Annotated in this window: 21 protein-coding genes, 1 pseudogene and 1 riboswitch; of the genes and pseudogenes, 10 read left to right on the plus strand and 12 right to left on the minus strand. The window is 44.8% G+C overall.

Annotation, left to right across the window (positions count from 1 at the left end; genetic code table 11):
• Nucleotides 1–134 precede the first annotated feature (134 nt).
• The 10 genes from rsmB to rpmH form a co-directional block, all read right to left on the minus strand.
• Entirely contained in the window at nucleotides 135–1478 is a 1344-nt protein-coding gene (gene rsmB / locus U0021_RS04875; protein ID WP_114801000.1) for a 16S rRNA (cytosine(967)-C(5))-methyltransferase RsmB, read from the minus strand.
• The gene (gene fmt, locus U0021_RS04880; protein ID WP_114801001.1) at nucleotides 1468–2493 is read right to left on the minus strand and encodes a methionyl-tRNA formyltransferase; all 1026 of its coding nucleotides are present in this window, start codon (nucleotides 2491–2493) and stop codon (nucleotides 1468–1470) included. Before fmt ends, rsmB begins: the two co-directional genes overlap by 11 nt.
• 131 nt (nucleotides 2494–2624) lie before the next feature.
• Nucleotides 2625–3293 (minus strand): riboflavin synthase, encoded by a 669-nt coding sequence (locus U0021_RS04885; protein ID WP_114801002.1) that lies wholly within the window; start codon nucleotides 3291–3293, stop codon nucleotides 2625–2627.
• 286 nt (nucleotides 3294–3579) lie between these two features.
• The gene (gene ribD, locus U0021_RS04890; protein WP_114801003.1) at nucleotides 3580–4632 is read right to left on the minus strand and encodes a bifunctional diaminohydroxyphosphoribosylaminopyrimidine deaminase/5-amino-6-(5-phosphoribosylamino)uracil reductase RibD; all 1053 of its coding nucleotides are present in this window, start codon (nucleotides 4630–4632) and stop codon (nucleotides 3580–3582) included.
• Entirely contained in the window at nucleotides 4629–5099 is a 471-nt protein-coding gene (gene nrdR, locus U0021_RS04895; RefSeq protein ID WP_049237963.1) for a transcriptional regulator NrdR, read from the minus strand. The genes ribD and nrdR overlap by 4 nt, the downstream gene beginning before the upstream one ends.
• Nucleotides 5100–5198: 99 nt before the next feature.
• On the minus strand, nucleotides 5199–6599 hold the full coding sequence (gene mnmE, locus U0021_RS04900) for a tRNA uridine-5-carboxymethylaminomethyl(34) synthesis GTPase MnmE (protein ID WP_114801004.1): 1401 nt from the start codon (nucleotides 6597–6599) through the stop codon (nucleotides 5199–5201).
• A gap of 165 nt (nucleotides 6600–6764) precedes the next feature.
• Entirely contained in the window at nucleotides 6765–8408 is a 1644-nt protein-coding gene (gene yidC, locus U0021_RS04905; RefSeq protein WP_114801005.1) for a membrane protein insertase YidC, read from the minus strand.
• Nucleotides 8409–8577: 169 nt separating this feature from the next.
• The gene (gene yidD, locus U0021_RS04910; RefSeq protein WP_114801006.1) at nucleotides 8578–8898 is read right to left on the minus strand and encodes a membrane protein insertion efficiency factor YidD; all 321 of its coding nucleotides are present in this window, start codon (nucleotides 8896–8898) and stop codon (nucleotides 8578–8580) included.
• 17 nt (nucleotides 8899–8915) lie between these two features.
• Nucleotides 8916–9356: a ribonuclease P protein component gene (gene rnpA, locus U0021_RS04915; protein WP_227538736.1), complete on the minus strand. Its 441-nt coding sequence runs from the start codon at nucleotides 9354–9356 to the stop codon at nucleotides 8916–8918.
• A gap of 85 nt (nucleotides 9357–9441) precedes the next feature.
• The gene (gene rpmH, locus U0021_RS04920) at nucleotides 9442–9576 is read right to left on the minus strand and encodes a 50S ribosomal protein L34 (RefSeq protein ID WP_003662232.1); all 135 of its coding nucleotides are present in this window, start codon (nucleotides 9574–9576) and stop codon (nucleotides 9442–9444) included.
• Nucleotides 9577–10178: 602 nt separating this feature from the next.
• Here rpmH and dnaA point away from each other — a divergent pair.
• The 10 genes and pseudogenes from dnaA (at nucleotide 10179) to U0021_RS04970 (ending at nucleotide 23447) form a co-directional block, all read left to right on the plus strand.
• Complete coding sequence (gene dnaA / locus U0021_RS04925) at nucleotides 10179–11582, plus strand: chromosomal replication initiator protein DnaA (RefSeq protein ID WP_114801007.1); 1404 nt, start codon at nucleotides 10179–10181, stop codon at nucleotides 11580–11582.
• Between the two features lie 37 nt (nucleotides 11583–11619).
• Nucleotides 11620–12777 (plus strand): DNA polymerase III subunit beta, encoded by a 1158-nt coding sequence (gene dnaN, locus U0021_RS04930; protein ID WP_114801008.1) that lies wholly within the window; start codon nucleotides 11620–11622, stop codon nucleotides 12775–12777.
• Between the two features lie 3 nt (nucleotides 12778–12780).
• Nucleotides 12781–13989: a DNA replication/repair protein RecF gene (gene recF, locus U0021_RS04935; protein WP_327037559.1), complete on the plus strand. Its 1209-nt coding sequence runs from the start codon at nucleotides 12781–12783 to the stop codon at nucleotides 13987–13989.
• Between the two features lie 136 nt (nucleotides 13990–14125).
• Nucleotides 14126–16585, plus strand: a complete 2460-nt coding sequence (gene gyrB / locus U0021_RS04940; RefSeq protein ID WP_114801158.1) for a DNA topoisomerase (ATP-hydrolyzing) subunit B — start codon at nucleotides 14126–14128, stop codon at nucleotides 16583–16585.
• A 173-nt stretch (nucleotides 16586–16758) separates the two neighbouring features.
• On the plus strand, nucleotides 16759–18318 hold the full coding sequence (gene guaA, locus U0021_RS04945) for a glutamine-hydrolyzing GMP synthase (RefSeq protein WP_114801159.1): 1560 nt from the start codon (nucleotides 16759–16761) through the stop codon (nucleotides 18316–18318).
• A gap of 224 nt (nucleotides 18319–18542) precedes the next feature.
• A pseudogene (locus U0021_RS04950) lies at nucleotides 18543–19676 on the plus strand (esterase-like activity of phytase family protein); the annotation flags it as partial.
• 266 nt (nucleotides 19677–19942) lie between these two features.
• A complete protein-coding gene (locus U0021_RS04955; protein ID WP_078256121.1) occupies nucleotides 19943–20437 on the plus strand; it encodes a septal ring lytic transglycosylase RlpA family protein in 495 nt (164 codons plus the stop codon).
• Between the two features lie 13 nt (nucleotides 20438–20450).
• A complete protein-coding gene (locus U0021_RS04960) occupies nucleotides 20451–20810 on the plus strand; it encodes an FKBP-type peptidyl-prolyl cis-trans isomerase (RefSeq protein ID WP_114801161.1) in 360 nt (119 codons plus the stop codon).
• 141 nt (nucleotides 20811–20951) lie between these two features.
• Nucleotides 20952–22127 carry a type III PLP-dependent enzyme gene (locus U0021_RS04965; RefSeq protein ID WP_049237981.1) on the plus strand — a complete coding sequence of 392 codons (1176 nt, stop codon included), beginning with the start codon at nucleotides 20952–20954 and terminating at the stop codon, nucleotides 22125–22127.
• 39 nt (nucleotides 22128–22166) lie between these two features.
• Nucleotides 22167–23447: a valine--pyruvate transaminase gene (locus tag U0021_RS04970; protein ID WP_114801162.1), complete on the plus strand. Its 1281-nt coding sequence runs from the start codon at nucleotides 22167–22169 to the stop codon at nucleotides 23445–23447.
• A gap of 38 nt (nucleotides 23448–23485) precedes the next feature.
• Here the strand turns inward: U0021_RS04970 and U0021_RS04975 are convergent, their stop codons facing one another.
• Both U0021_RS04975 and U0021_RS04980 read right to left on the minus strand, forming a co-directional pair.
• The gene (locus U0021_RS04975; protein WP_078256125.1) at nucleotides 23486–23839 is read right to left on the minus strand and encodes a RidA family protein; all 354 of its coding nucleotides are present in this window, start codon (nucleotides 23837–23839) and stop codon (nucleotides 23486–23488) included.
• A gap of 13 nt (nucleotides 23840–23852) precedes the next feature.
• Nucleotides 23853–25109 carry a D-amino acid dehydrogenase gene (locus U0021_RS04980; protein ID WP_114801222.1) on the minus strand — a complete coding sequence of 419 codons (1257 nt, stop codon included), beginning with the start codon at nucleotides 25107–25109 and terminating at the stop codon, nucleotides 23853–23855.
• A 126-nt stretch (nucleotides 25110–25235) separates the two neighbouring features.
• Nucleotides 25236–25369, plus strand: a riboswitch (TPP riboswitch).
• The last annotated feature ends 21 nt before the right edge of the window (nucleotides 25370–25390 follow it).

Below are 25390 nucleotides of genomic sequence, written 5' to 3' on the forward strand. Positions count from 1 at the left end.
TTAAGTGTTATGATCACCGAGCAATAAGCTATTTAAGATACGGATTGATACATCCAACGTCTGATTGATCATCCAAAGCCTTATGGTCATTATTTACCAACCTATCTTAGTCGCCATTTATAAAACGGTCATTATTATGCGGTTTTGGTTAGCAAAGCATAATAAAAGCCATCGCCGCCTTTGGTATCCAAAGGCAAGCATTGATAGCCTATGTGCTGCTTGATTTGATGTGGCAAGCCAAGGTCAAAAGGCATGGCTTGCGCATCATTATGAGCTGCCATAAAATCACTGATTTGCATCTCGTTTTCAGTCTTTAAAATCGAGCACGTCACATACAAAAGCACGCCGCCAACTTTTAGCTGCGACCAAAGATTATCTAATATGGCTCTTTGTAATTGAACGGTAGTCTCAACATCCTGTGCCTGCCTTAATAGTCCAATATCCGGATGGCGACGCAAGACACCTGTAGCGGTGCAGGGCGCATCAAGCAAAATCACATCAAATGAGTGATCTGAGCGCCAAGAGGTGCCGTCAGCAGGGATCACCGAAATATTTTGTGTATCAAGCTTAAGGCGGCTGATGTTTTCGTGGACTCTTTTTAATCGAGCGCTTTCACTATCAACGGCGGTCAGATGTTTCATGTGAAACATCTCAAGCAGATGCGTGGTTTTACCCCCTGGAGCGCAGCACATATCTAAGACTGATAAATTGTCGCTTTGTGCTTGTAGAGTAGGAGCTAACAAAAACCCTGCCAACTGCGCATGCGCATCCTGGATAGACACCCATCCTGCATCAAAATACGGTAATTCACTGATTTTCACACCGCCATCTAGCCTGATGGCTTCTGCCTGATCATATCCAAGCGATACCACGCTGTGCTGGATATGATGCTCATCTAAAATCTGAGAATAAGAGGCGACATCTGAAAACTTAGTATTGACTCTTAAAAAAATAGGCGCAGCAAATCTAAGTGCTCTGCCTAACTCATTATAATACTCACCCCAGTCTTGTTTGAGCTGCTTAGCTAACCAATTTGGCAAACTGTGATTTTTGTTGACTTTTTTGGTGAATTTGGCTTTTGACTTTTGGGTTTTTCGAAGAATGGCATTGACAAGCCCTGCGCCATGCCCTTTACCAAGCTGCTTTAATGCCTCGACCGTGTCATTAATCGCTGCATATTCTGGGGTGTTCATATAGATCAGTTGGTACAAGCCGATATTTATGGCAGCCTGCACCCCTTGATCCGTCACAGGATTTTCAATCAAGCTTTCAGAAATTCTAGATAATGCCCACCACTGGCGCAAGGTGCTTAGCAGCAGTTCATGCACAAATCCTCGGCTGCTCACCTCTGTTGATTCTAGTAAAGGATCGAGCAGCTCTGATAGTGATTTACCATTTAAAATTTCTTCAATAACCAATATCACTTTTGCTCGAGATGAAAGCTGATGATCTTGTAGTTTTTTTATATTATTTGTCATTAGAATTCATCTCAAAATAGTCGCCATCACAGATTTTATTGCTTTGGCAGATTTGTTCGGCTGTCAGCGGCTTACCACCTGGCCATTGCATACTTGTAATATTAATCAGATGCTGAACACCCTTGGCATTAGCGCCACAGGCTACCAAAATGGCATTTTTGCCCACGCTTACAATCTGGCCAGCTGGCGCCGATGTGGTTTGATCAGATTTGATGGGTAGCGTCGCCAACACCTTGATACGCTCTGACTTATAATAAGTATAAGCATTGAGCGCACGGATTTGACGCTGGATTGTCAAAGCATCTTGATTCCAATTGATCAATCCATCTTGGCTGTGAATTTTTTCGGCATAATTTGCCAAGCTGTCGTCTTGAGTTTCCGCCAATGATTGAAAATGCGATAGATTTTGTAATACCGTGGTTATCGCATCAGCGCCAATGATTGCCAGCTTATCATGAAGTGTCTGAGCAGTATCGGTATCCAAAATCGGGCACGCCACCTTATAAAGCATGTCACCTGTGTCCAGACCTATTGCCATTTGCATAATCGTAATGCCAGTTTCTGGATCGCCTGCCATGATGGCACGCTGAATGGGCGCCGCGCCGCGCCATCTGGGCAGCAGCGATCCATGAATATTCAAGCAGCCAAATTTTGGTATCTTTAAAACACCCAAAGGTAAAATCAGCCCGTAGGCTGCGACAATCATCACATCAGGCTGATAATTAGACAAAGTTTCACGTGAAACAGCGCCACTAATCCCATCTTCGGGCTGATACTTTAGGCTAAAGCTCACCGGCTGCTCAACTGGTATATCATAGGCCTGCGCCACTTGCTTAACCGCTGAAGCGGTCAATTTTTGACCTCGTCCAGACTTACGATCCGGCTGCGTGTAAACTGCGACGATTTGCATATTTAAGATATCTTTTAGATCAATGAGACGCCTTAGGCTGACCGCAGCAAATTCGGGCGTCCCTGCAAATATGACACGCAGTTTTGGTTGAGTAAGATGTTCCATAAAATTCCTTTATTTATATTTATTAATTAATTTAATTTTATTATTTATAACTAATATTTTAATTTTAAATCATTATAATATCAGTTATATTAAATAATATAAATTTTTTCTAATAAATAAAAATTTAATAATTAAAGATAAAATCCCGCCTTATTCAGCAGCTCTTCGGAAATATTACCAGCAGATTTTTGTGCTTGGTTAGAGGTCAGCAATAATCTTTCAAGATATCGAGAAATCAAATCCACCTCAATGTTCACAAGTCCACCCACCGACCAATGCCGATCAATGTTAGTACGTTCGGCTGTATGCGGGATGATATTAAGGCACACGATGTTTCGTTCGGGCTTAATGGCATTGGTTGTCAAGCTAATCCCATCAACAGTGATCGATCCTTTGTCGGCGGTGTAGCGCATGAGATCACTTGGAATTTCAATCTCTATATAAATCGAACGGGCGTCTTTTGAGATGTGGCGAATCACGCCCACACCATCCACATGTCCTGCCACAATATGTCCGCCAAAACGTGTGGTTGGCAGCATGGCTTTTTCAAGATTAATCGTATCGCCAGTACGCCAATTTTTTAAAGCCGTTTTGCTCAGAGTTTCGCGCGATACGTCCACCGCATAGGTCTTATCACCAATATCCACCACCGTCAGACAGATGCCGTTTGATGCGATCGAATCACCAAGATTAACATCGCTAAAGTCCATCTCCGGCGCATGGATCACGAGCTGAATATCACCGCCAATTTGATTGATAGATTTGAGCTTACCTGTGGTTTCAATAATTCCTGTAAACATAATAATTTCTCATAAAATTGTGGAAAACTTTTTTATGATGACAGTGATAAAAATTACAAGTACAATCACGTCACTAAGTTTTCCACAGGCTAATATTTGCTCTCAAAGTAAATATTAATACTTATAAAAATCAAAGAGTTAATCATAATTTGGATTATATAAAATCCTTAATAATCATAGTTATCCACAAGCCTAAGAAATCAGTTTTCTTATTACTCAATCATAAAACACTCATTAAAATAAGCTGTGGACAACCAAATTTAATTAACCAATTCGCTAAAATAAATTAAGTTAAACTTTGATAAATCAGCCGAATGTCGTTGCCAATTTTATCGACAGAATGCAGCTCAAATCGATGCTGCTGCGCTAATTGATCGAGCTGACATGCAAACATCGGACGGGCATCTTGACCCAAAATACAAGGCGCTTGATATACGATTAGCTCATCGACCAAGCCTTCTGTGATAAACGCCCCAGACAGCTCACTGCCCGCTTCTATCAATACATCATAGCAAGCATATTGTGACACCAAAGTTTGTAACAGGCTAAGTAAATCATCGCGCCAAATCAAGGTATCCTCTTGATTTAGGACTTGATAATTATCCGATGCTGACAGTCTGCCTCTACGGTCGACAATGACCACCTTGGGCTTGGGTATCATCTTTAGACCCACGCCAAGCTGCTTGCTTCGCACTGTCATCGCAGGGTCATCCGCCATGATGGTGCCAGACCCTGTAATGATCGCGGCACTTCGAGCACGCAGCCGCTGCACATCTTCGCGCGCCTCCGATCCTGTGATCCATTTAGATTCGCCGGATGCCATCGCTGTGCGTCCATCCAGACTACTTGCAGTCTTTAGCCTCACATAAGGCAAGCCTGTCCTCATCGCCTTCAAAAAACCCAAATTTAACCTGGTGGCTTGCTGATCGCACACACCCACCAAGACCTCAATTCCCGCATTTTGAAGTTTTTTAACGCCATTACCGGCAACTTTGGGATTGGTATCTAAACTTGCGATGACAACCCGCTTAAGATCCGCGGCAATGAGCGCATCAGCACAAGGCGGTGTACGACCCGTATGGCTGCATGGCTCAAGTGTCACATACGCTGTCGCACCTTCGGTGTCAAAACCTTGCGCTTTGGCATCAGCTAGGGCGAAAATCTCAGCATGCGGCTGACCAGCTTTTGGATGGTATCCTTGACCGATCACCATGCCATCTTTGACCAAGACACAGCCAACGGCAGGGTTGGGTCTGGTGGTATAAATGCCTTTTTTTGCCTCTGCGATGGCAAGCTGCATATAATAAATATCTTGCTGAGTAAATGATTTGTCAGTCATGAAGATTCACCGTGTTTTGGCAGATTAATCTTGTCAAGCTCAGCCTGAAACTGACCAATGTCCTGAAAATCACGATACACACTGGCAAAGCGCACATAAGCAACATCATCAAGCGTTTTTAATTCATTCATCACAATCTCACCTAGGATCTTACTTGATACTTCTCGCTCACCGGTTTTTCTAAGCTCATGCTCTATGCGACTGATACAAGCTTCGATTTCATCGGCGCTGATGGGGCGCTTTTGGAGCGGTAGTGAAATTGAGCGTCTAAGTTTTGATTGGTCATAAGGTTCGATTCGGCTATTGGTTTTGATGATTCTTGGCATCACGATTTCACAGATTTCAAAGGTTGTGAACCTCTCACCACACGCCGAACATTGGCGACGGCGGCGCACTTGCGCACCTTCGGCAGCTAACCGAGAATCGGTTACCTTGGTATCTGCTTTATTGCAAAATGGGCAATGCATCAAAACTCCTGAATTTTTATTATTAACTAAAAATAATCAAATCTAATGTGTTTTAAAAATATCCACCAATAGGATTGTTAAAATTTACTGGTGATGGCACTACTTCCCAATACAAAAACTAGAAAAAATCTTACCCAAGAGCTCATCTGCGCTCATCTGACCTGTGATCTCACCCAATGCTTTCTGCGACTGCCTTAGGCTCTCTGCGACCAATTCGCCAGCATGGTATATGGTAAGCTGCTCATGCGCCTCAATGGCGAACGCTTTGGCGCGATTTAAAGCATCGATATGACGAGTGCGGGCAATTAAACTGTTCTCAGGGGGATGAAAGCCCACTTTTTGGGTTAAAACTTCAATCAACTCATCAAGTCCTTCACCTGTTTCACATGAAACATAAACAAGCTTTGGCGCTGATTTGGTTTCACATGAAACCTGCAAAACCGGTTTTGATCCCAATAAGTCACTTTTATTTGCCACCAAGATCAATTTTTGGCGAATCATATCGCTGACATCCTCGTTCACACCTTCGCAAAACAGTTGATCAGCCAATGCCAACGGATCAGTTTCTGTTGTGACATCATACACCATCATCAGCACATCCGCTTGACGGATCGCATCAAATGCTCGTTTGATACCAATTTTTTCGACATAATCGGTGGTTTCACGAAGCCCGGCTGTATCTGTCAAATGTACCGTCAGACCACCCAAAACTAAGGTTTCCTCAAGCGTATCTCGCGTGGTACCAGCGATATCAGTGACAATGGCGCGCTCAGTGCCCGATAGGCGGTTAAGTAGACTGGATTTACCCGCATTGGGTTTACCGGCAAGCACCACATGCACACCATCGCGTAGCAGCTGACCTTGCTTTGCTGTCGCCAAAATATGATCTATGCCTGCCAAGATCTCAGTTAATTTGCTTTCTATGACACCATCTGACAAAAAATCAACATCTTCTTCATCAGGAAAATCAATCGACGCCTCCACATACAAACGAAGATGAACAAGCTTATCTAATAACTCATTGATTTTTTGGGAAAATTCACCAGTCAAAGAGCGAATGGCGCTGGTTGCTTGAGCAACTGAAGTGGCTGAGATGGCATCACTAATAGCTTCAGCCTGCACCAGGTCAATTTTATCATTTTCAAAAGCTCGGTACGTAAATTCTCCTGCTGTGGCTTGACGCGCGCCAAGCTCAAACACTCGAGCTAGCAGCATATTTTGTAGCACCATGCCGCCATGACCTTGCAGCTCCACCACATCCTCTCCAGTGAATGAGTGCGGCGCCTTAAAATAAATCACCACACCCTCATCAATCACTCCCTCTTGACCATAAAAACCGCCAAAATGCGCTACTCTGGGCGTCAGAGTTGAGCGCCCGGTAATCAAGCAGCCGATGCGATAAGCATCCTTACCTGACAGTCGAATGATACCAACGCCGCCTTGACCGATAGGGGTGGCGATGGCGGCGATGGTGGGTAGTTGTTGGATATTGGTTGTCATAGACTGATAAGATCTTTTGCTAAGTTAACCTTTTATTCTATCATCATTGCACAAAAAATTGCTAGCACTGGTTATTGGCTCATAAATTTATTACCTCATAAGAGCATGACGACAGCCATAAAAAATCCCACAAATTTAGGATTTGTGGGATTTTAAGAGATCAAATTAAGCTTGTCTTGCTTGCATTTGGCGCTCCACGCGCTTATTGACAAGATGCTGATGAATCATACTAAATAAGTTATTCACCGTCCAGTATAGCACCAGACCTGCTGGGAACCACAGCATAAACACTGCAAAAACTACGGGTAAAATTTTCATCATTTTAGCTTGCATCGGATCGGTTGGCTGCGGATTGAGCATTTGCTGCACAAGCATCGTCACACCCATAAAAATCGGCAAAATAAACCAAGGATCCATCGCTGACAAATCGGTAATCCAGCCGATCCAAGGCGCATGGCGCAGCTCCACTGACTCAACCAACATCCAATAAAGCCCTAGGAAAATTGGCATCTGAATCAAAATTGGCAAACAGCCCGCCATGGGATTGACTTTTTCGTCACGGTACAGCTGCATCATCTCTTGGCTCATCGCCATGCGATCATCGCCATGCTTATCTTTAAGTGCTTGCAGTTTTGGGGCGATGGCGCGCATTTTCGCCATCGAAACATAGCTTTTATTTGACAGCCAAAATAGTGCAATTTTAATGATCAAGGTCAAAACGATGATCGACCAGCCCCAGTTGCCAATCACTTTATTGATATTATCCAAAATGGCAAAGAGCACTTTTGAGATTGGCCACAGCAGTCCATAATCCACGGTTTGATTCAAGCCTTCAGCCACCGGTGCCATCTCAGACTGTACTTTTGGACCTGCATATAGCGTGCTATTTAAGGTAATCTGTTTACCGGATGCCACATTGATCACTGGGCTATTATAACCGATATAAAAATCATTACCGGTCGTGCGTGCAAAGAACTCGGCATCAAAGCTGTTTGATGGCGTCCAAGCGGAGACAAAATAATGCTGAACAATCGCAACCCAGCCATCTTTACTTCTGATATTGATATTATCGCCAAAATCAGAAAATTTAAGCTTATTATAAGGGTCGCTTGGCGTACCCCAGGCACCGCCCAGGTAAGTTGCCATGCTCAGCATGCCCTTATCATCCAACCCAGGGTCTTCGCTGCTGTCACGCTTTAGCTGCGCGTACATCTGACCTTGCCATGGCTGATCAGAGTTGTTGTTGATGTTATAGCTTAAATTGATTGGGTAATGACCAGCATTAAATGTATAGGTCTTGGTGATGGTCAAGCCATCTTTTTGATAGGTCAACGGTACTTGTAAAGACCCAGCACTTGGATTAAGTACATAGCTGCTGCGCGGACTGTGATAAACCGCACGACCGTCAGCGGTATCAATGCCATCTCGTCCGATCAATCCAGACTGTGCCACATAAGTGCGAGAATCCGTCTCAAGCAACACAAACGGCTCAGCACTGTCTTTGGTGGCATTGTACTGCTTTAATGCAGCATAAACAATATCACCGCCCACAGGATTAATCTTAATCTCATATCGATCAGTACTGACACTGATCAAGTTTGCACTGGTCGTATCCGCCACAGAACCTGCGCTCAGACTGGGTATGTCGCCTGTTGCCTGCGTTGTTGGCACATCCGAATGAGTGGTTTGAGCTGCCACTGGCTGCGTGGTTGCAGGTTTTCCTGCATAGTCATCACGCCACGCCAATATCAGCAAATACGCTGTGATCAGCATCGCCACAATGATTAAAATTCTTAGAATTTTTTGCATAAATTCAAATCCATTAGCAATAAACAACACAGGCCATTAGCCTAAATCGATTTTCAAACCCTTTATTGTACTAAAAATAGCTGTAAAATCCTAGAAAATATTGCTTAAGTTACCGATAAATCATGGTTAACAAGGTGATTTTTAGGTTTTGAGCGAATAAATCCTAGCACTAAGTGATTTTCATCAAATGATTAAGCCGCACTCGATAACTCAAAGCATCTTTGAGCACATAAGAAAAGCAAAAATAGCTTGGCTGATAGTGATAGCGAGCCAAAGGCAGCGGAACAAAATCAATGCCACTGCCGCCCCAAGGATGACAGCGGCTGATCCGGCGGACGCTCAATCCAAGCCCTTTGGCGGCGCCATGCCAGATAATGGCCTGACGGCTATAAGCCGAACAGGTGGGATAATAACGACATCTTGGCGCCATCATCGGACTGATCCATCGGCGATAAATCTCGATCAAGCGTATTAGAATATTTTTTAACATATCTAACTATTTAAAAATTAATCAGCCGATTTATCAGAGTATAATTTATTAATTTTATTAAATAATTCTGCCACTTCCGTAGCGATGTCAAACTCTCTAGGATAGCTGACCTTGACAATAACAACCACATCAATCGCCATCCAAGAAGCGTGATGATGGCGAAAGTTTTCACGGCACAATCGCTTGAGTCGATTGCGATCCACTGCCTTTTTTAGCTTTTTTTTGGTGATTGCCAGACCCAATCTTGACGCTATGCCTTGATTTTGAGCAATGAATGCCAATAAATGCGGGGTATGCACCTTTTTGATGGGTGAGTCAAACACTGCTTTAAAGTCAGCAGGTGTCAGCAGGCGGTGGCGTTTTTCAAAGCTGTAAGCAGTTGGCGAAGAGGCGGCTATATCTATAGGGGTTTGAGTTAGGACAGGTGTCATAATGGCAGGTTTTGTAAAAATAGGCATGATTTTAACATAATTAAGCCATGGCATCGTATATTTTTGGCATAAAAAAGCACCGTATGATCGGTGCTTTTAATTTGACTGGATATTACACAGTCAAACGATGACGACCTTTAGCACGGCGACGTGCCAAAACTTGACGGCCTTTTTTGGTTGCCATGCGGGCACGGAAACCATGAGTGCGTTTGCGCTTTAAAACGCTTGGTTGAAATGTACGTTTCATAAATCACCTTTAAAGATGTCAGCACCTAAGGGTGCCAAAAGTTGTCAAAAGTGAAACTGATGAACAACTCAAATTACAATTAACTAGTTAATGTTTTCACTTTAAATGAGTGAAAAACTTGACAATACTATCAAATATTTTTTGAGTTGTCAATTCATTATTGAGCCTAATTTAAATTTTTATGCCATAAACTTAATTTTGTTTCACCCAAAAGGTTTAATATTTGAGCGGTAAATAATTGACTTTGATAAGCTTTTTCAAGGCGAGTTTTAAAAGTTATCCACAGAATCCAAAGCGCCTTATTATTTAATCTTAAACCTAATTATAATAATAATATAAACCAAAAATTTTTGTGGATAACCACAATATTATTATATTTTTCATTGACTTATCTTGTGGAAATTAATGTTTATAAAATGTGCGTAAATTGTGGAAAAGTCAGTATTTTTGGTTATCCACAAGGTTATTCATAAAGTTATCCACAAAAATAACGCTTGTAATTTGAGCAAATTATGATACTATTTCACTCCACCGATTGAGCGCAATTTGGGTCATGCGCAGTACAAAATCACTTTGAGCTGTTTTTTAAATTAGGATAAGTCATGAGTCTGTTTGAAGATTTGCCAGTGCAAGATAGCGTCTCGCCAAATGATTTGGGTGAGCGTGTGTGGCAACTGTGCCTGCCTGATTTACAGTTTGCCATGGTGGATAAAGACTTTCGTCAATGGATCGCACCCCTAAAGGCAGAAGTGAATGAGACTGAGCTTTTGCTACTTGCGCCTAACATGATGTGGGTGCGGCATGTCAAAGACAATTATCTAAGCCAAATCACCGATCTTGCTCGTCAGCATGGCAAAGGGGCGATCGGATCGGTTCGTATCGAGATGGTGGTGAGCACGACGCCAAGTGACGCTGCGCTCAAAAAAACCAAAACCAACAAAGCTGCCACTAAAAAACCGGGCATTGTTGAAGGGCTGCCCATTGATCCAGGATTTACTTTTGATGTATTTGTCAAAGGTAAGTCCAATGCCTCTGCGTATAACGCTTGTAATGAACTTTCTAAAAAAGACAGTAAACATAACTACGGTCCCATCTTTATCTATGGCTCATCAGGTCTGGGGAAGACGCATTTGATGCACGCCATGGCGCATCGCTATCAAAAATACGGCAAGCGGTTTTTTTATTTTACCAAAGATCACTTTTATAAGATCACGCTGGAAGCGTTTCGTACCAATGACATCGCACAGATGGAAAAAGAAATTTGCCAAGCGGATTTGCTGATCATTGATGATGTGCATATGGTCAGTGGCTCAAAGGCGCCCAAGGTTACCGAAATTTTGATGAAGCTTTTTGATGCGTTTTCAGCCGGCGGCGCCCAAAAGCAAGTGGTGCTCGCCTCAGATCGTCCGCCTTCACAGATGACCAGTTTTGGTGAGCGCTATATTTCTCGCTTATCAAGCTGTTTGCAGCTGTCGATTGAGCCACCAGATATGGAGATGCGCGTTCAGATTTTGGAAAAAAAAGCGCAAGTGCTCAATTTGCTACTGCCCAAAGAGTGTGCGCTGTATATGGCGCAAAACCTACCGCCAGATGTGCGTGGCTTGGAAGGGGCGCTTAAACGTGTGCAGCTGTCTGCGACCATTTTACGTAATGAACCGGTCAGCTTGCCACTTGTCAAAGACGCCATCAAAGACCAAGTCCAAGCGCGCGCTCGGGCATTGAATGCTGAGAGCATTCGTGATTTGGTGGCTGAGTATTATGAAATCTCCCCAAAGGATTTGATGGGCAAAAAACGCGCGCGCCACATCGCCAGACCCAGACAGATGGCGATGGCACTCATTCGCGAATTGACGCGTGACAGCTTCCCAGAAATTGGGCAGGTGTTTGGCGGTCGTGACCACACCACAGTCATGCATGCCTGTGAGAAGATCGAAGAGCTGCGCGCCCAAGATGCCAAAATTCAAAAGGATTATCATTCTTTGAAGATGATGTTAGAATATGTCTAAACACCGCCCTGGCAACCAACACATTCAGTGAGCTTTTATGAAATTATCAATCAATCGCGACTTATTACTCAAAGCCATCAATTTGGTGGTAAAGGCAGCAGACAAGCGCCATCGTTTTGCAATTTTAGCAAATATCAAATTGGTGCTCGAAGAAGGATTTTTGACACTGACAGCGTCGGATTTGGAGCTTGAGCTGACCACACGATTTGCTTTGCCTGAAGGTGGCTGTATCCAGCCAGGCAGCACGACCTTGCCAGCTGAGATGTTTTTTAGCATTTGTAAGTCGCTGCCAGAAGAGACGGTGGTGATTGATGTGCCTGAGAACACCACACGCTGCATCATCACCAGTGGTACAGGCAGATATACATTAAGCTGCCTGCCTGCGGATGATTTTCCAAGCATCGGCACGGCGGCGCCTTTGAGTGTGATAAAAATCAGCCAAGGTGATCTGAGTAGCCTGATCCATCATACGCGCTTTGCGATGGCGACCCAAGATGTGCGTTATTATTTGACGGGCATGCTGTTTGATATTGGGGAAAATACACTGACGGCAGTTGCGACAGATGGACACCGTTTGGCAGTGGCGCATCGATTGCTGGGCGAGACTTATACGCCCAATCAAGTCATCATTCCGGGTAAGGCAGTGGCTGAATTGGAGCGCTTGCTGATTGAGCTTGCCAAAACAGTTGATGAGTCTAATATCGTTGAGCTTGGTTTTGATACAGAATTTTTACAAGTCGGCTTGGTGCTAAAAGATGAAGACACTGGCAATGAGATCGCAGTGAAGCTGTCTGCACGCCTGATTGAGGGTAAATTTCCTGACTATCGCCGCGTGATTCCTACCAGTAATGATAAAATTGTTTCATTTAATAAAGATGAAGCGGTTGATGTGCTGCGCCGCATCTCGGTACTAAATACCAAAGATGAGCCAGGCGTTTTGATGAATTTTGACACCACAGATTTTTGTAAAGTAGGCGTCACCAACAAAACCCTTGGTGAAGCTGAAGAAATGCTTGGGGTGAATTATAGCGGTCACGCCATTGAGCTGACCTTTAATGAGGCGTATCTGCGCGCGGTGCTCAATGTCTTGGAAGGAGAGATTCGCCTTGAGCTCAATCAGCCAAGCTCACCTGCGCTGATTTATCAAGCGGGCGATGATCTGCATCGCTATGTCATCATGCCGATGCGTCGGTAATCTATGATTAAGCAGTTAAAAATACATGAGCTGCGCAATCTTAAGCAGGTGAATTTGACACTTGCGGCGTGTAATTTGATTGTGGGGGCTAATGGAAGTGGCAAAACATCGCTGTTAGAGGCGGTGTTTTTGTTGTCACGAGGCAAAAGCTTTCGCCACCATGAGCCCAAGCGATACATACGCCACCATCAAAGCGCTTGCACTGTGTGGGCGCGCACGACATTTGAAGACTCATGCACGCTTGCCATCCAAAAAAAGCTCGACGAGACAGGCAAGTCAGACACCATTTTAAGATTTAATGATCACACCGTCCCAACCCAAAGTACGCTAAGCTTTCATCTGCCAACCTTGCTCATCGACCCTGTCAGCATGAGCTTATTGGATGAAGGCAGCGTCTCTCGGCGTCAGATGCTTGATTGGCTGGCTTTTCATATTCAGCCTAAGTTTTATCATCAGTGGCTACAATACCAGCGCCTACTCAAGCAAAGAAATGCCCTATTAAAACAGCCTGGCATTCATCATAAGCTGCCCGAGCTTTTTGCTTGGGATGAGCAGCTTGGATTTTATGCCCATGCTTTACACGAGCATCGTTTGGCAGTTTTTGATCAATGGGTTGGGTATTTTGATGAGATGATTAAGCAGCTTTTGCCTGAGTATCACTCGTCGCTTAGACTTCAATATTTGGCAGGTTTTGACCACTCAGAACCCCTGAGCCAAACCCTAAAGGCGCGCCTTAATCAAGACATCGACTTAGGTTATACGCGCATCGGTGCGCACCGCGCGGATGTTAATGTCAAAATCCATTTTCAAAACGAGCAAGGGCAAAAAATCCGCGAACAAGCCACGCATGTTTTATCGCGCGGTGAAAAAAAGCTGCTCATCACCGCCCTGAAGCTGTCTCAGCTCAAGCTGATGTGCCATGCTATTCAGGAAGCATCGGTGCAGACAGCTCATCCGCCAGTGGTCTTGATTGATGATCTTGATGCTGAGCTTGATGATGATGCCATTGAAATTTTGCTTAAAACAGTGCTGTCGTTGCCTTGTCAAGTGATCATCACCAGTCTGAATGCACAGACGCACCAAAAAATCTTAGCGCTTAAGCCTGAGATCTCTACGGCGTCTTCTGTGTCAAGTCAGCCTGCCACCGAAGATTTATCTTATAAGATGTTTCATGTGGAACAAGGCGAATTTCAAGAGTGTTACACCTCATAAGGCCTACAAAATACCCGCCAAAAGCTAGGCATGACAATGACTTTTTATAAAAAAAATGCTATAATAAGCCCTGTTTTTTTATGAATCATCGTGGGTAATTTTCTTAAAAATTAACCGCCACATTTAAGGAAGTTTCATGACCGATAGCACCAACAATAATCCACAGGTCGATGCACAAGACATTGAATACACTGCCAAAAATGTCCGAGTTTTGCGCGGGCTTGAGGCGGTGCGTGTCCGCCCAGGTATGTATATCGGCGACACCGATGACGGTACCGGTTTACACCATATGGTGTTTGAAGTGGTGGATAACGCCATTGATGAGGCGCTGGCTGGTCACTGCGATGAGATTAATATCATCGTCCATGATGACGAATCTGTCTCGGTGATGGATAATGGCCGAGGCATCCCTGTTGATATCCATCCTGAAGAAGGGGTATCGGCGGCAGAGGTGATTATGACGGTGCTTCATGCAGGTGGTAAATTTGATGACAATTCATACAAAGTATCTGGTGGTTTGCATGGTGTGGGCGTTTCGGTGGTCAATGCGCTCTCCAAAAAGCTGGTCTTAAACATTTGGCGTGATGGTCATGCTCACACCCAAAGCTATACTGACGGTGTGCCTGACGCTCCGCTGTCTAAGCTTGAGCCGTCCACTCAGACAGGCACTCAGGTTCGATTTTATCCAAGCTTTGAAATCTTTAAGGGTGTGCAGCAGTTTGACTATGATATCCTTGCCAAGCGGTTGCGTGAGCTGTCATTTTTAAATTCAGGGGTGCGTATCGTCTTGACCGACGAGCGCACAGGCACCTCTCAGGTGTTTGAGCATAAAGGCGGCTTATCTGAATTTGTCGGCTATATTAATGGTAATAAACAGACCTTAAACGACATTTTTCATTTCAGCGCAGATGGCGCAGAGGGCATTGGTGTTGAGGTGGCGCTACAATGGTCAGACAGCTACAACGAAAAAGTACTGTGCTTTACCAATAATATCCCCCAAAAAGATGGCGGCACGCACTTGTCTGGTTTTCGTTCGGCATTGACACGCTGTCTTAACCACTACCTTGATTCTGAAAATATCACCAAAAAAGAAAAGGTTCAAATCACAGGGGATGACGCCAGAGAAGGCTTGACTGCCATCATTTCGGTCAAAGTGCCCGATCCAAAATTCAGCTCGCAAACCAAAGATAAACTGGTATCAAGCGAAGTCAAGTCTGTGGTAGAAACCACCATGCATGAGCGCTTATCAGAATATTTGCTTGAAAATCCTGCTGCTGCCAAGACCATTGCAAGTAAAATCATCGATGCCGCAAGAGCACGCGATGCAGCGCGTAAAGCCCGAGAGATGACGCGCCGTAAGAGTACTTTAGACATCGCAGGCTTACCAGGCAAATTGGCTGATTGCCAAGAAAAAGACCCTGCTTTGTCTGAATTATTCATCGTCGAGGGTGACTCTGCGGGCGGTTCAGCCAAACAGGGGCGTAATCGCAAAATGCAGGCGATCTTGCCTTTGAAAGGTAAGATTTTGAATGTCGAGCGAGCGCGATTTGATAAGATGCTTTCAAGTGCTGAAGTGGGCACGCTCATCACCGCACTGGGCACAGGCATTGGACCTGATGAATATAATCCTGATAAAATTCGCTATCACAAAATCGTCATCATGACCGACGCCGATGTGGATGGTAGCCATATTCGCACTTTGCTGCTGACTTTCTTTTTCCGTCAAATGCCGGAGCTGATTGAGCGCGGTTATATTTATATCGCTCAGCCGCCTTTGTATAAGGTTAAGCGCGGTAAGCAGGAAGTGTACTTAAAAGATACCGAAGCTTTGGATGCTTATTTATTATCATCAACCATTGATGATCATCAGCTGTTTTTGAGTAAAGACACGCCGCCTGTGACGGGTGTGGCGCTCGAAAAACTGCTTAAAGATTACAGTCAAAGCCAAGCGATCAAAACACGCCTGCAATCAAAATATCCGTCTCATCTACTGGATGCGCTGACTTTCTTGCCTAAGCTTGAGGTGTCTGCGATCGGTGATAAGCAGGCGGTCAGCCAGTGGGCTTTGGCGCTTGAAAATCAGCTCAAAGACCTAGAGCCAAAGCTTGATGCCAAAGTTGAAGCGGTGCAAGTCTTGGGCGAAGATGATAGCAGTGGACAGTGGTTGCCGCGCGTTACCGTTCATATTCACCGCCTGCCACATCAGTATTTGTTGGATACAGGGTTTTTGGGTTCTTCTGACTATGCGCGTCTTTTGCGCTTGACTGCTGAGTGGAATACTGTGCTGTCAGAAGATGCGTTTTTACGCCGTGGTGACAAAGATTTGGCAATCAAAAATTTTGATCATCTTTGGCAGCAGCTGATGTTTGCTGCGCGCCGCGGTGTGGATGTGCAGCGCTATAAAGGATTGGGTGAGATGAACAAAGAGCAGCTTTGGGAGACCACCATGGATCCTGAAAATCGCCGAATGCTCAAAATCACCATCGAGGATGCCATCAAAGCTGATCATTTATTCAACTGCCTGATGGGAGATGAAGTTGAGCCGCGCCGCATCTTCATCGAAGAAAATGCACTCAATGCCGATATTGATGCCTAAATCATAACACCGATGCCTAAAAAGCATCGGTTTTTTAGACTGCGCTAAAAACATGGCTTGATGCATGATAATTTAAGCGCTCAAGCGCATTAGCCACTTATTTTTAGACTCAAAAAATGCTAAAATAGCGCAAATTTTATGCCGTTTATTCTACTTATCTGTAAGGTGTCTCAATGACCAACATTACCCAAGACCGCATTCTTATTCTTGATTTTGGCTCACAATACAGCCAACTCATTGCCCGCCGTGTCCGCGAAGCAGGCGTATACTCTGAAATGCACGCTTTTGATATGTCTGATGAAGAGATTCGTGCATTTAATCCCAAAGGAATCATTTTGTCTGGCGGTCCTGAAAGCGTTCATGAAGCAGGCTCACCACGAGCACCAGAAGCGGTCTTTGAGCTTGGCGTGCCTGTTTTGGGGATTTGCTATGGTTTTCAGACCATGTCTGAGCAGTTGGGCGGTAAGGTTGAAGCGGGTGATGTGCATGAATTTGGCTATGCTAAAATTGATATCACACATCAAGATAAGCTGCTTAGCAAAATCAGCGACGAAAAAAATCAATCCGAAGTCTGGATGAGCCACGGGGATAAAGTAGCCAGCTTGCCAGAAGGCTTTACTGTGACATCATCTACCCCAAGCTGCCCTTATGCATCTGCTTCTGACGAAAGCCGTGGATTTTATGGCGTGCAGTTCCACCCAGAGGTCACACATACCCAAAAAGGTGTGGAGCTGATTTCAAACTTTGTCCACATCATTTGTAGCTGCGGTAATGCGTGGAATTCTGAAAATATCATCGAGATGCGCATCAAGCAGCTTCAAGATCAAATTGGCGATCAAAAAGTCTTGCTTGGCCTATCAGGCGGTGTGGACAGCTCTGTGGTTGCAGCGCTGCTACATCGTGCGATTGGAGATCAGCTGACGTGCGTGTTCGTAGATAATGGGCTTTTGCGCCTAAACGAAGGCGATCAAGTGATGCAAATGTTCGCCGACAATATGGGTATTCGTGTGATTCGCGCTGACAGCGAGGCGCGTTTTTTGAGTGCGCTTGCAGGCGTGACTGATCCTGAAGCTAAGCGTAAAGTTATTGGTCGCGAGTTTATCGAAGTGTTCTCAGAAGAGGCGCGTAAGCTTGATGGTGTTAAGTTCTTGGCTCAAGGCACAATTTATCCTGATGTCATCGAGTCAGCAGCCAGCAAACAAGGCAAAGCCCATGTGATCAAATCACATCACAATGTGGGCGGTCTGCCTGATGATTTGACGTTTGAGCTGGTCGAGCCTTTGCGTGATTTATTTAAGGATGAAGTCCGTAAATTGGGTGTTGCGCTGGGCATCCCGCATCATATGATTTATCGCCATCCTTTCCCTGGTCCTGGCTTGGGCGTTCGTATCTTGGGTGAAGTCAAAAAAGAGTATGCCGATATCTTGCGCTTAGCGGATGATATTTTTATGCAGGAGCTTCGCCAATCAGGCTGGTATGATAAGACCGCACAAGCCTTTGCGGTGTTTCAGCCTGTCAAATCGGTGGGCGTCGTCGGTGATGGCAGACGCTATGCGTGGGTGATCGCTCTGCGTGCGGTTGAGACCGTGGACTTTATGACCGCTCGCTTTGCTCATTTGCCTTATGAGTTGGTGGATAGAATCTCAACGCGTATCATGAATGAGATCAAGGATGTTTCTCGTGTGGTTTATGATGTCTCAAGCAAGCCACCTGCGACGATTGAATGGGAATAATCAGTACATCTGATGAGACCTAATCGCTCAGCCGCCTTGGTTGGGCGATTTTTTTGATCTTTAAATTGTCATAAAAACTAAGTCTTATTGTCATCATTGCTGACTACAATGCCATCAAAAGTACTATTTATGGAGTTATAATGAAACTGTATATCGCCAAAACACATATTTTCTTAGCGCTGATGGCGGGTTTGTCATCTATGGCATGGGCAAATCCTGCGGCAACTTTGACAGGGTTTGCCAAACTGGATGTCGAAACTTATGCCACAGGTCCAATCTCAGGTAGGGCAGCTAAGACAGCCAATGGCATCGTTGCGCCCTTTAAGGCACAGCCGGTTCAGGGGTTTTCTGGCGCCCTGAAAAACCATGATGGCAGCTATACTGTGTTGGCAGATAATGGTTATGGCGCCAAGGATAATTCGGCAGATTTTTTATTGCGGATTTATCATCTTGATGTCGATTTTCGCTCCAAAGAAGGGGGTGGTGGCGAGGTGAAAGTATTGGATTTTATTCAGCTTCGCGACCCTAACAAGCTCATCCCCTTTGAAATTGTCAATGAAAGCTCAGCTGACAGACTCTTAACAGGTGCAGACTTTGACCCTGAGTCTATTCAGCGAACCTCTGACGGCAATTATTGGATCGGTGAAGAGTTTGGACCCTTTTTGCTGCATTTTGATCAACAAGGCGTGTTGATTGATCCGCCGATCGCATTGCCACATCCGAATCAAAAAAATCAGCAGCTGCGCTCACCTCAAAACCCTTTGAACACTAAACACTCATCACCTGCTACCGTGCAACGCAGTGGCGGCTTTGAAGGGATGGCGCTGTCGGCTGACGGCAAATTTTTATATCCCATGCTAGAAAAGCCATTAACTGATGCAAGCACCAAGCAGTTGCTGATCTCTGAATTTGATGTTCAGAAAAAAGCTTATACAGGCAACCATTACTGGTTTGTGCTGGATGAAAGAGCGACAGCGATTGGTGATTTTCAGATGATTGATAACCGATCAGGGATTGTGATTGAGCGAGATGATACCGAAAACGATTGGAGTGGCTATAAAAAATTGATCCGCATTACACTTGGCCAGTCAGGTCAAGCAGTTGATCGCACCGATCTTGTTGATCTGATGAATATTGATAATCCTGATCATTTGTACGGTCCTGTTCGAGCAGGTGATATGGGTGTGGGTCAGAGATTTACTTTTCCATTTGTGACCATCGAAGATATTATCATTGAAGATGATCGCACTATTACAGTGCTTAATGATAATAATTTTCCAAGCTCGTCAGGGCGTAATGCAAATTTGGCGGATGACAATGAAATCATTCGTCTAAATTTACATCAGCCCCTGCGCTGATTAGATCGCTTGATAGCAACTCACCTAATAAATAAGCTCAATTTAGATATTGAGCTTATTTATTTGAAGGCAATCAAAAACAAGACAGACTTAGCAATACTTTAGTAACATTAAATATCAATTGTTAAAAATTTGTCAAAGAATATGTAAATCCTTGTAATTATCATGGGATTTGGCTATGATACGCCATTATTTTTGAGATTTCGGTGAAACTGCACTGAAATCAACATAAATCCACCAAAGGCTAAAAGCCTAAGGATCAGATGATGAAAAAGATTTTTGTAGCTGCTTTGGCGCTGTCTGCCTTGTCTGCTCAAGCGGCGACCGTCACTTATTATGGTGATAAATTTCATGGTCGCAAAACGGCAAATGGCGAGCGTTTTAACCAAAATGCGATGACCTGTGCCAGCAACAGCCATAAATTTGGTACGCATCTTAAAGTGACCAATACCGCCAATGGTAAATCAGTTGTTTGTCGAGTGAACGACCGCGGCGGCTTTAGTAAATATGGCGTGACCTTGGATTTGTCAAAAGGCGCATTTGCTAAAATTGCACCACTTTCTCAAGGTCGTGCACGCGTCACCATCGAAAAAGTCAGTGGCTCAACCGCCCAAGACACTCAAGGCATCGAAAGTAGTACACTGGCACAAGACAGCCTAAGCGCCCAAAAAGTGGCTGAAGCGTTATCACAAGTTGAAAAAGTGTCAACCGAACACACCACTCGCATCACTTTGGCAAGTAATACTTCAGTGACCGAATAAGAAGTGAAAGCTTATGATAAAAGCGACAGATATTGTGGTTGGCATAGGCAAAACTGCCGTTAAAGGCGCCTTGATTGTCACTGAATACACCGGCTATCTGATGGATGGGACGGTGTTTGATGCTTCTGCGCACCGTGGTCGTCCGTTTGAGTGCGTGATCGGCACAGGTCGCGTGATCAAAGGTTGGGATTTGGGCGTGCTAGGCTTTGATGACTCAGGCGTTAGTGTGGCGCCCATGCAAGTTGGCGGTAAGCGAGAATTAATCGTGCCTGCGCAGTTGGCGTATGGTGATCGTACGATGGGTAAAATTCCGCCCAACTCACCGCTGCGTTTTGAGATTGAGCTATTAGAAGTGCGCACTCGTGATGACTGATGAGATCGATGCTCAAAAGCATAGCCCGACCGCCAAAAGCTTGCTATAATAAACTTAAGCAAGCTTTTTTGATGCGTTTTATTATTTGCTTAAATAAACACATCAACACAGCTTTAAAAAATTTTATAGGAGCAAGCCTTAGTGATTAAGATTGATCAATATTTTAGCCAAGCTCAGTGGCAAAAATTTACCCAAGCGGCAGAAGGTCAAGAGACGCCTTTATTGGTGGTTGATTTGAGTCGAATTAAGACCAAATACGAAGAGATGGTCACGCTATTTCCTAAGGCAAAAATCCATTATGCCATGAAAGCAAGTCCGGCCACCGAAGTGGTCAAATATTTGGCTGATCTGGGCTCAAATTTTGACTGTGCATCGATTTATGAGTTGGATCGTGTGCTAGATTGTGGTGTGTCACCTGATCGCATTTCTTATGGTAACACCATCAAAAAAGCAGATCATGTGAAGTATGCCTACAATAAAGGCATTACTTTATATGCCACAGATTCTAAAGCAGATCTAATTAATATCGCTAATAACGCGCCTGGCTCTAAGGTATTTGTGCGCATTTTGGTGCATGGTGCTGACACCGCCGAATGGCCGCTATCACGCAAATTTGGCTGTCATCCTGACATGGCGATCGATTTACTTGTGCAAGCAAAAAATCTAGGCCTTGTCCCTTATGGCATCTCATTTCATGTGGGCAGTCAGCAAAAAGATGTGGCAGCGTGGGATGATGCGCTTGCTAAGGTCAAATATATGTTTGACTGGATGAAATATGAAGAAGGGATTAAGCTTCAAATGATCAATTTGGGCGGCGGATTCCCAACCAATTACATCAGTGAAGTCAACCCAATTTCAGTCTATGCCGAAGAGATTCACCGCTATTTATCCGAAGACTTTGATGAAGATGAGATGCCCGAAATTATCTTAGAGCCAGGGCGCTCTATGGTGGGCGACAGTGGCGTTTTGGTCTCAGAAGTTGTCTTGATCAGTCGTAAATCACGCACCGATTTGACCCGATGGGTCTACACAGATGTGGGCTTATTCCAAGGCTTGATCGAAACTTTGGGTGAGGCGATCAAATATCCCGTCTATACGCCAAAAATGGAAACCGCCACCGAAAAAGGTACGGTGATTTTGGCAGGGCCAACTTGCGACAGTACCGATATCATGTATGAAGATGCAGCCTATAAGCTACCTCAAGACCTTGAAATCGGTGATAAACTCTACTGGCTGACGACAGGCGCCTATACCAATTCTTATTCATCGGTTGAGTTTAATGGTTTTCCGCCTTTAAAAGTCAAATACATTGAATAATGTTTCACATGAAACATTAAAATAATCATAAGGTTTGAAATGCAATTTTCAAAATTTGGCGAAAAATTTATTCAAGATAGCCCCATCCTACAGCTGATGGATGATTTGGGCAGTGCGCTAAACAGTGATACGCCGATCAATATGCTTGGCGGCGGTAATCCTGCCAATATCCCAGAGGTATCGGCAGCGTATGAGGCAGCGCTCCAACAGATCGCTGCCAGCGGCGCAGCGATAGAAAGTGTGAGTAATTATGCGTCGCCGCAAGGTGATGCTAAATTTATCAAGGTGCTTGTTGAATTTTTCAATCGTCGCTATGGTTGGGGGCTGACTTCTGATCACATCGTACTGACCAACGGCTCTCAGAACGCGTTCTTTTATCTGTTTAATTTATTTGCAGGGCAGTTTTGTGATGGCAGCCATAAATCCATCTTGTTGCCCTTAGCGCCGGAATATGTGGGCTATGCAGATGTACAAGTTGAGGGATCTCATTTTGTGTCATTGCCGCCAATCATAGAAAAAACCACGCATGAAGGTCGTGAAGGATTCTTTAAATATAAAGTTGATTTTGATGCTCTTGAAAATTTAGAAGAATTAAATAATAATCAAATTGGCGCAATTTGCTGCTCACGCCCAACCAATCCTACAGGCAATGTGCTGACAGACAGTGAGATGGCGCATCTAAAACAGCTTGCCAAAAAGCATGGCGTGCCTTTGATCATTGATAATGCCTATGGTGCACCGTTTCCAAATATCATCCACACCGGCGCAAGCCTTGAGTGGGATGATGAGACCATCTTATGCTTTAGCCTATCAAAGGTTGGTCTGCCGGGCGTGCGCACGGGCATTATCATTGCGCATCCAAAGATTGCTAAGGCTGTCAGTAACATGAACGCCATTGTGAATCTATCGCCGGTGCGCTTTGGGGCGGCGATTGCCACACCGTTATTTGAAAATGATGAGATTATTCGCCTGTCTGATGAGCTTATCTCCCCATTTTATAAAAAACAATCCGCATTTGCCATCCGCCGTCTCCAAGAAGAATTTGCAGATTATCCAGTTTATATCCATCAGCCTGAAGGTGCGATTTTTCTGTGGGTATGGTTTGAGGGTTTGCCGATTTCTACGACCAAGCTGTATCAGATCTTAAAGGAGCAAGGCACGCTGATCATCCCAAGCGAGCATTTTTTTGTGGGTATGCAGACGGCGGATTATCCACACGCCAAAGAGTGTATCCGCTTGTCGATCGCCCAAGACGACCACACGCTTGACCAAGGCATCAAAACGATTGGTGAAGTGGTTAGGCAGTTGTATCACAATTAAAAAATACCGCAGCTCATCGGCTGCGGTATTTTTTTGGGTTATGATTGGGCGGCTGTTACCATGATCTCAACGAGCCAGTTTGGATTGACCAAGTTGGCTTGGATGGTTGCTCTTACTGGCGGAGTTGAGCCTGCCATCCATTCTTTCCAAGCGTTATTAAAGCCTTCAAAATCATCCAAATTTTTGATGAACACTTGAGCAGATAGCAGATGATTTTTATCAGTGCCTGCCAAAGCCAATGCCTTATCGATATTAGCAAAGACTTGGCGTGACTGCCCAACGATGTCAAGGCTATCATCGTCAGGTACTTGACCTGCCAAATAAACCACACCGCCATGAACCGCCACTTCGCTTAAGGTGTCATTGCTGTCAAATTTTTGGATTGTGCTCATAAGTTTTCCTTATTTAGACTGACTGATAACGCGCCAATGACAGCCCTTCAAGGCTGATGTCAGGCGTCTGATGGGTAATAATATCACTGATGAGGCTGCCAGAGCCGCAGGACATGGTCCAGCCCAGCGTGCCGTGACCTGTATTGAGATACAGATTGTCAAAATGCGTCTGACCGATGATGGGCGTGCCATCTGGCGTCATGGGTCTTAGCCCTGTCCAAAAAGTTGCATTCGCCAAATCTCCGCCATCAAACAGGCTTTTGGTCACCATCTCAAGTGTATCGCGGCGCTGCTTTCGGAGGCTTAGATCAAAACCGCCAAGCTCCGCCATGCCGCCCACTCGGATGCGCCGATCAAATCGCGTGATGGCAATTTTATAGGTTTCATCGATGACGGTAGAAATGGGCGCGCGGCTTTCATCAATGATGGGCACGGTTAGCGAATATCCCTTAACCGGATACACCGGTAAATCAAGCCCCAAGGACTTTGCCATCGCGCGTGAATAACTGCCCAATGCAAGCACATAGCTGTCCGCGGTAATCAGCTCGCCATCCGCAATGACGCCAGTGATTTTTTGATGTTCGTGAGTGATTTTGTCAATCGTGGTGTTAAAACGAAATTCCACACCCATTTGTTTGCAGATGTCAGCCAAGGCTTTGGTGAATAAATTGCAGTCGCCAGTTTCGTCGTGGGGCAGCCTCAGACCGCCAGTCAGCTGTGCTGACGCATGCGCCAAAGCAGGCTCAGCTTGGCTTAGGCTGTCTTTGTCTAACAGCTCATAGTCCACACCACATTCTTTAAGGACTTCGATGTCTTTGCCGACTTGGTCAAGCTGTGCTTGGGTGCGAAACAGCTGAAGCGTGCCTTGGGTGCGGTGCTCATAACCGATGCCGGTGTCTTCACGAAGCTGCCCAAAGCAGTCGCGGCTGTATTCAGCCACTCGCATCATGCGCGCTTTATTGATGGCGTAGCGCTCGCTGGTGCAGTTTTTGAGCATCTGGGTAAGCCATGCCATCTGAAAGCTTGACCCATCAGGACGAATCGCTAAGGGCGCATGCTTTTGAAACAGCCATTTGACAGCTTTCATGGGGATTTGTGGAGCAGCCCAAGGCGTTGAGTAGCCTGGCGAGATCTGCCCAGCATTACCGAAGCTTGTCTCTTCAGCAACGGTATGCTGACGCTCGATGACAGTGACTTGGACGCCTTTTTTGGCAAGATAATACGCCGTCGTAGTGCCGATGACGCCGCCGCCTAAAACCAAAACTTTCATGCGATGTTCCTAAGTAGGCAAAATATGTATGCTTGCATATGATAACAGGCGGACGCAATCGCTGACAAGCCAAAAACGCTGATTGATTAAAATATTCACTGAAGCAAAATTATGATATACTGATTTTATAACTTGACGGAGTACAGCCAATCAGCTGTTGAGATTGTTTTATTTTTATGATGAGATTCATAAGAATTATAAACAAATACCGTTGAACCTGTAAGGTTAATACCTGCGTAGGAATCAAGTTAATTAAAGATAAGCCGCTACTGGCATGGTCT

The sequence above is a fragment of the Moraxella canis genome, assembly GCF_034424565.1.
Classification (GTDB): domain Bacteria; phylum Pseudomonadota; class Gammaproteobacteria; order Pseudomonadales; family Moraxellaceae; genus Moraxella; species Moraxella canis.

Coding starts and splice junctions, on each gene's coding strand:
- U0021_RS04885 (WP_114801002.1), bottom strand. CDS start 3,293: ATGTTTACAGGAATTATTGAAACCACAGGTAAGCTCAAATCTATCAAT.
- dnaN (WP_114801008.1), top strand. CDS start 11,620: ATGAAATTATCAATCAATCGCGACTTATTACTCAAAGCCATCAATTTG.
- yidD (WP_114801006.1), bottom strand. CDS start 8,898: ATGTTAAAAAATATTCTAATACGCTTGATCGAGATTTATCGCCGATGG.
- U0021_RS04975 (WP_078256125.1), bottom strand. CDS start 23,839: ATGAGCACAATCCAAAAATTTGACAGCAATGACACCTTAAGCGAAGTG.
- nrdR (WP_049237963.1), bottom strand. CDS start 5,099: ATGCATTGCCCATTTTGCAATAAAGCAGATACCAAGGTAACCGATTCT.
- U0021_RS04960 (WP_114801161.1), top strand. CDS start 20,451: ATGATAAAAGCGACAGATATTGTGGTTGGCATAGGCAAAACTGCCGTT.
- gyrB (WP_114801158.1), top strand. CDS start 14,126: ATGACCGATAGCACCAACAATAATCCACAGGTCGATGCACAAGACATT.
- mnmE (WP_114801004.1), bottom strand. CDS start 6,599: ATGACAACCAATATCCAACAACTACCCACCATCGCCGCCATCGCCACC.
- U0021_RS04955 (WP_078256121.1), top strand. CDS start 19,943: ATGAAAAAGATTTTTGTAGCTGCTTTGGCGCTGTCTGCCTTGTCTGCT.
- U0021_RS04970 (WP_114801162.1), top strand. CDS start 22,167: ATGCAATTTTCAAAATTTGGCGAAAAATTTATTCAAGATAGCCCCATC.
- ribD (WP_114801003.1), bottom strand. CDS start 4,632: ATGACTGACAAATCATTTACTCAGCAAGATATTTATTATATGCAGCTT.
- dnaA (WP_114801007.1), top strand. CDS start 10,179: ATGAGTCTGTTTGAAGATTTGCCAGTGCAAGATAGCGTCTCGCCAAAT.
- rnpA (WP_227538736.1), bottom strand. CDS start 9,356: ATGCCTATTTTTACAAAACCTGCCATTATGACACCTGTCCTAACTCAA.
- rsmB (WP_114801000.1), bottom strand. CDS start 1,478: ATGACAAATAATATAAAAAAACTACAAGATCATCAGCTTTCATCTCGA.
- yidC (WP_114801005.1), bottom strand. CDS start 8,408: ATGCAAAAAATTCTAAGAATTTTAATCATTGTGGCGATGCTGATCACA.
- rpmH (WP_003662232.1), bottom strand. CDS start 9,576: ATGAAACGTACATTTCAACCAAGCGTTTTAAAGCGCAAACGCACTCAT.
- guaA (WP_114801159.1), top strand. CDS start 16,759: ATGACCAACATTACCCAAGACCGCATTCTTATTCTTGATTTTGGCTCA.
- recF (WP_327037559.1), top strand. CDS start 12,781: ATGATTAAGCAGTTAAAAATACATGAGCTGCGCAATCTTAAGCAGGTG.
- fmt (WP_114801001.1), bottom strand. CDS start 2,493: ATGGAACATCTTACTCAACCAAAACTGCGTGTCATATTTGCAGGGACG.
- U0021_RS04980 (WP_114801222.1), bottom strand. CDS start 25,109: ATGAAAGTTTTGGTTTTAGGCGGCGGCGTCATCGGCACTACGACGGCG.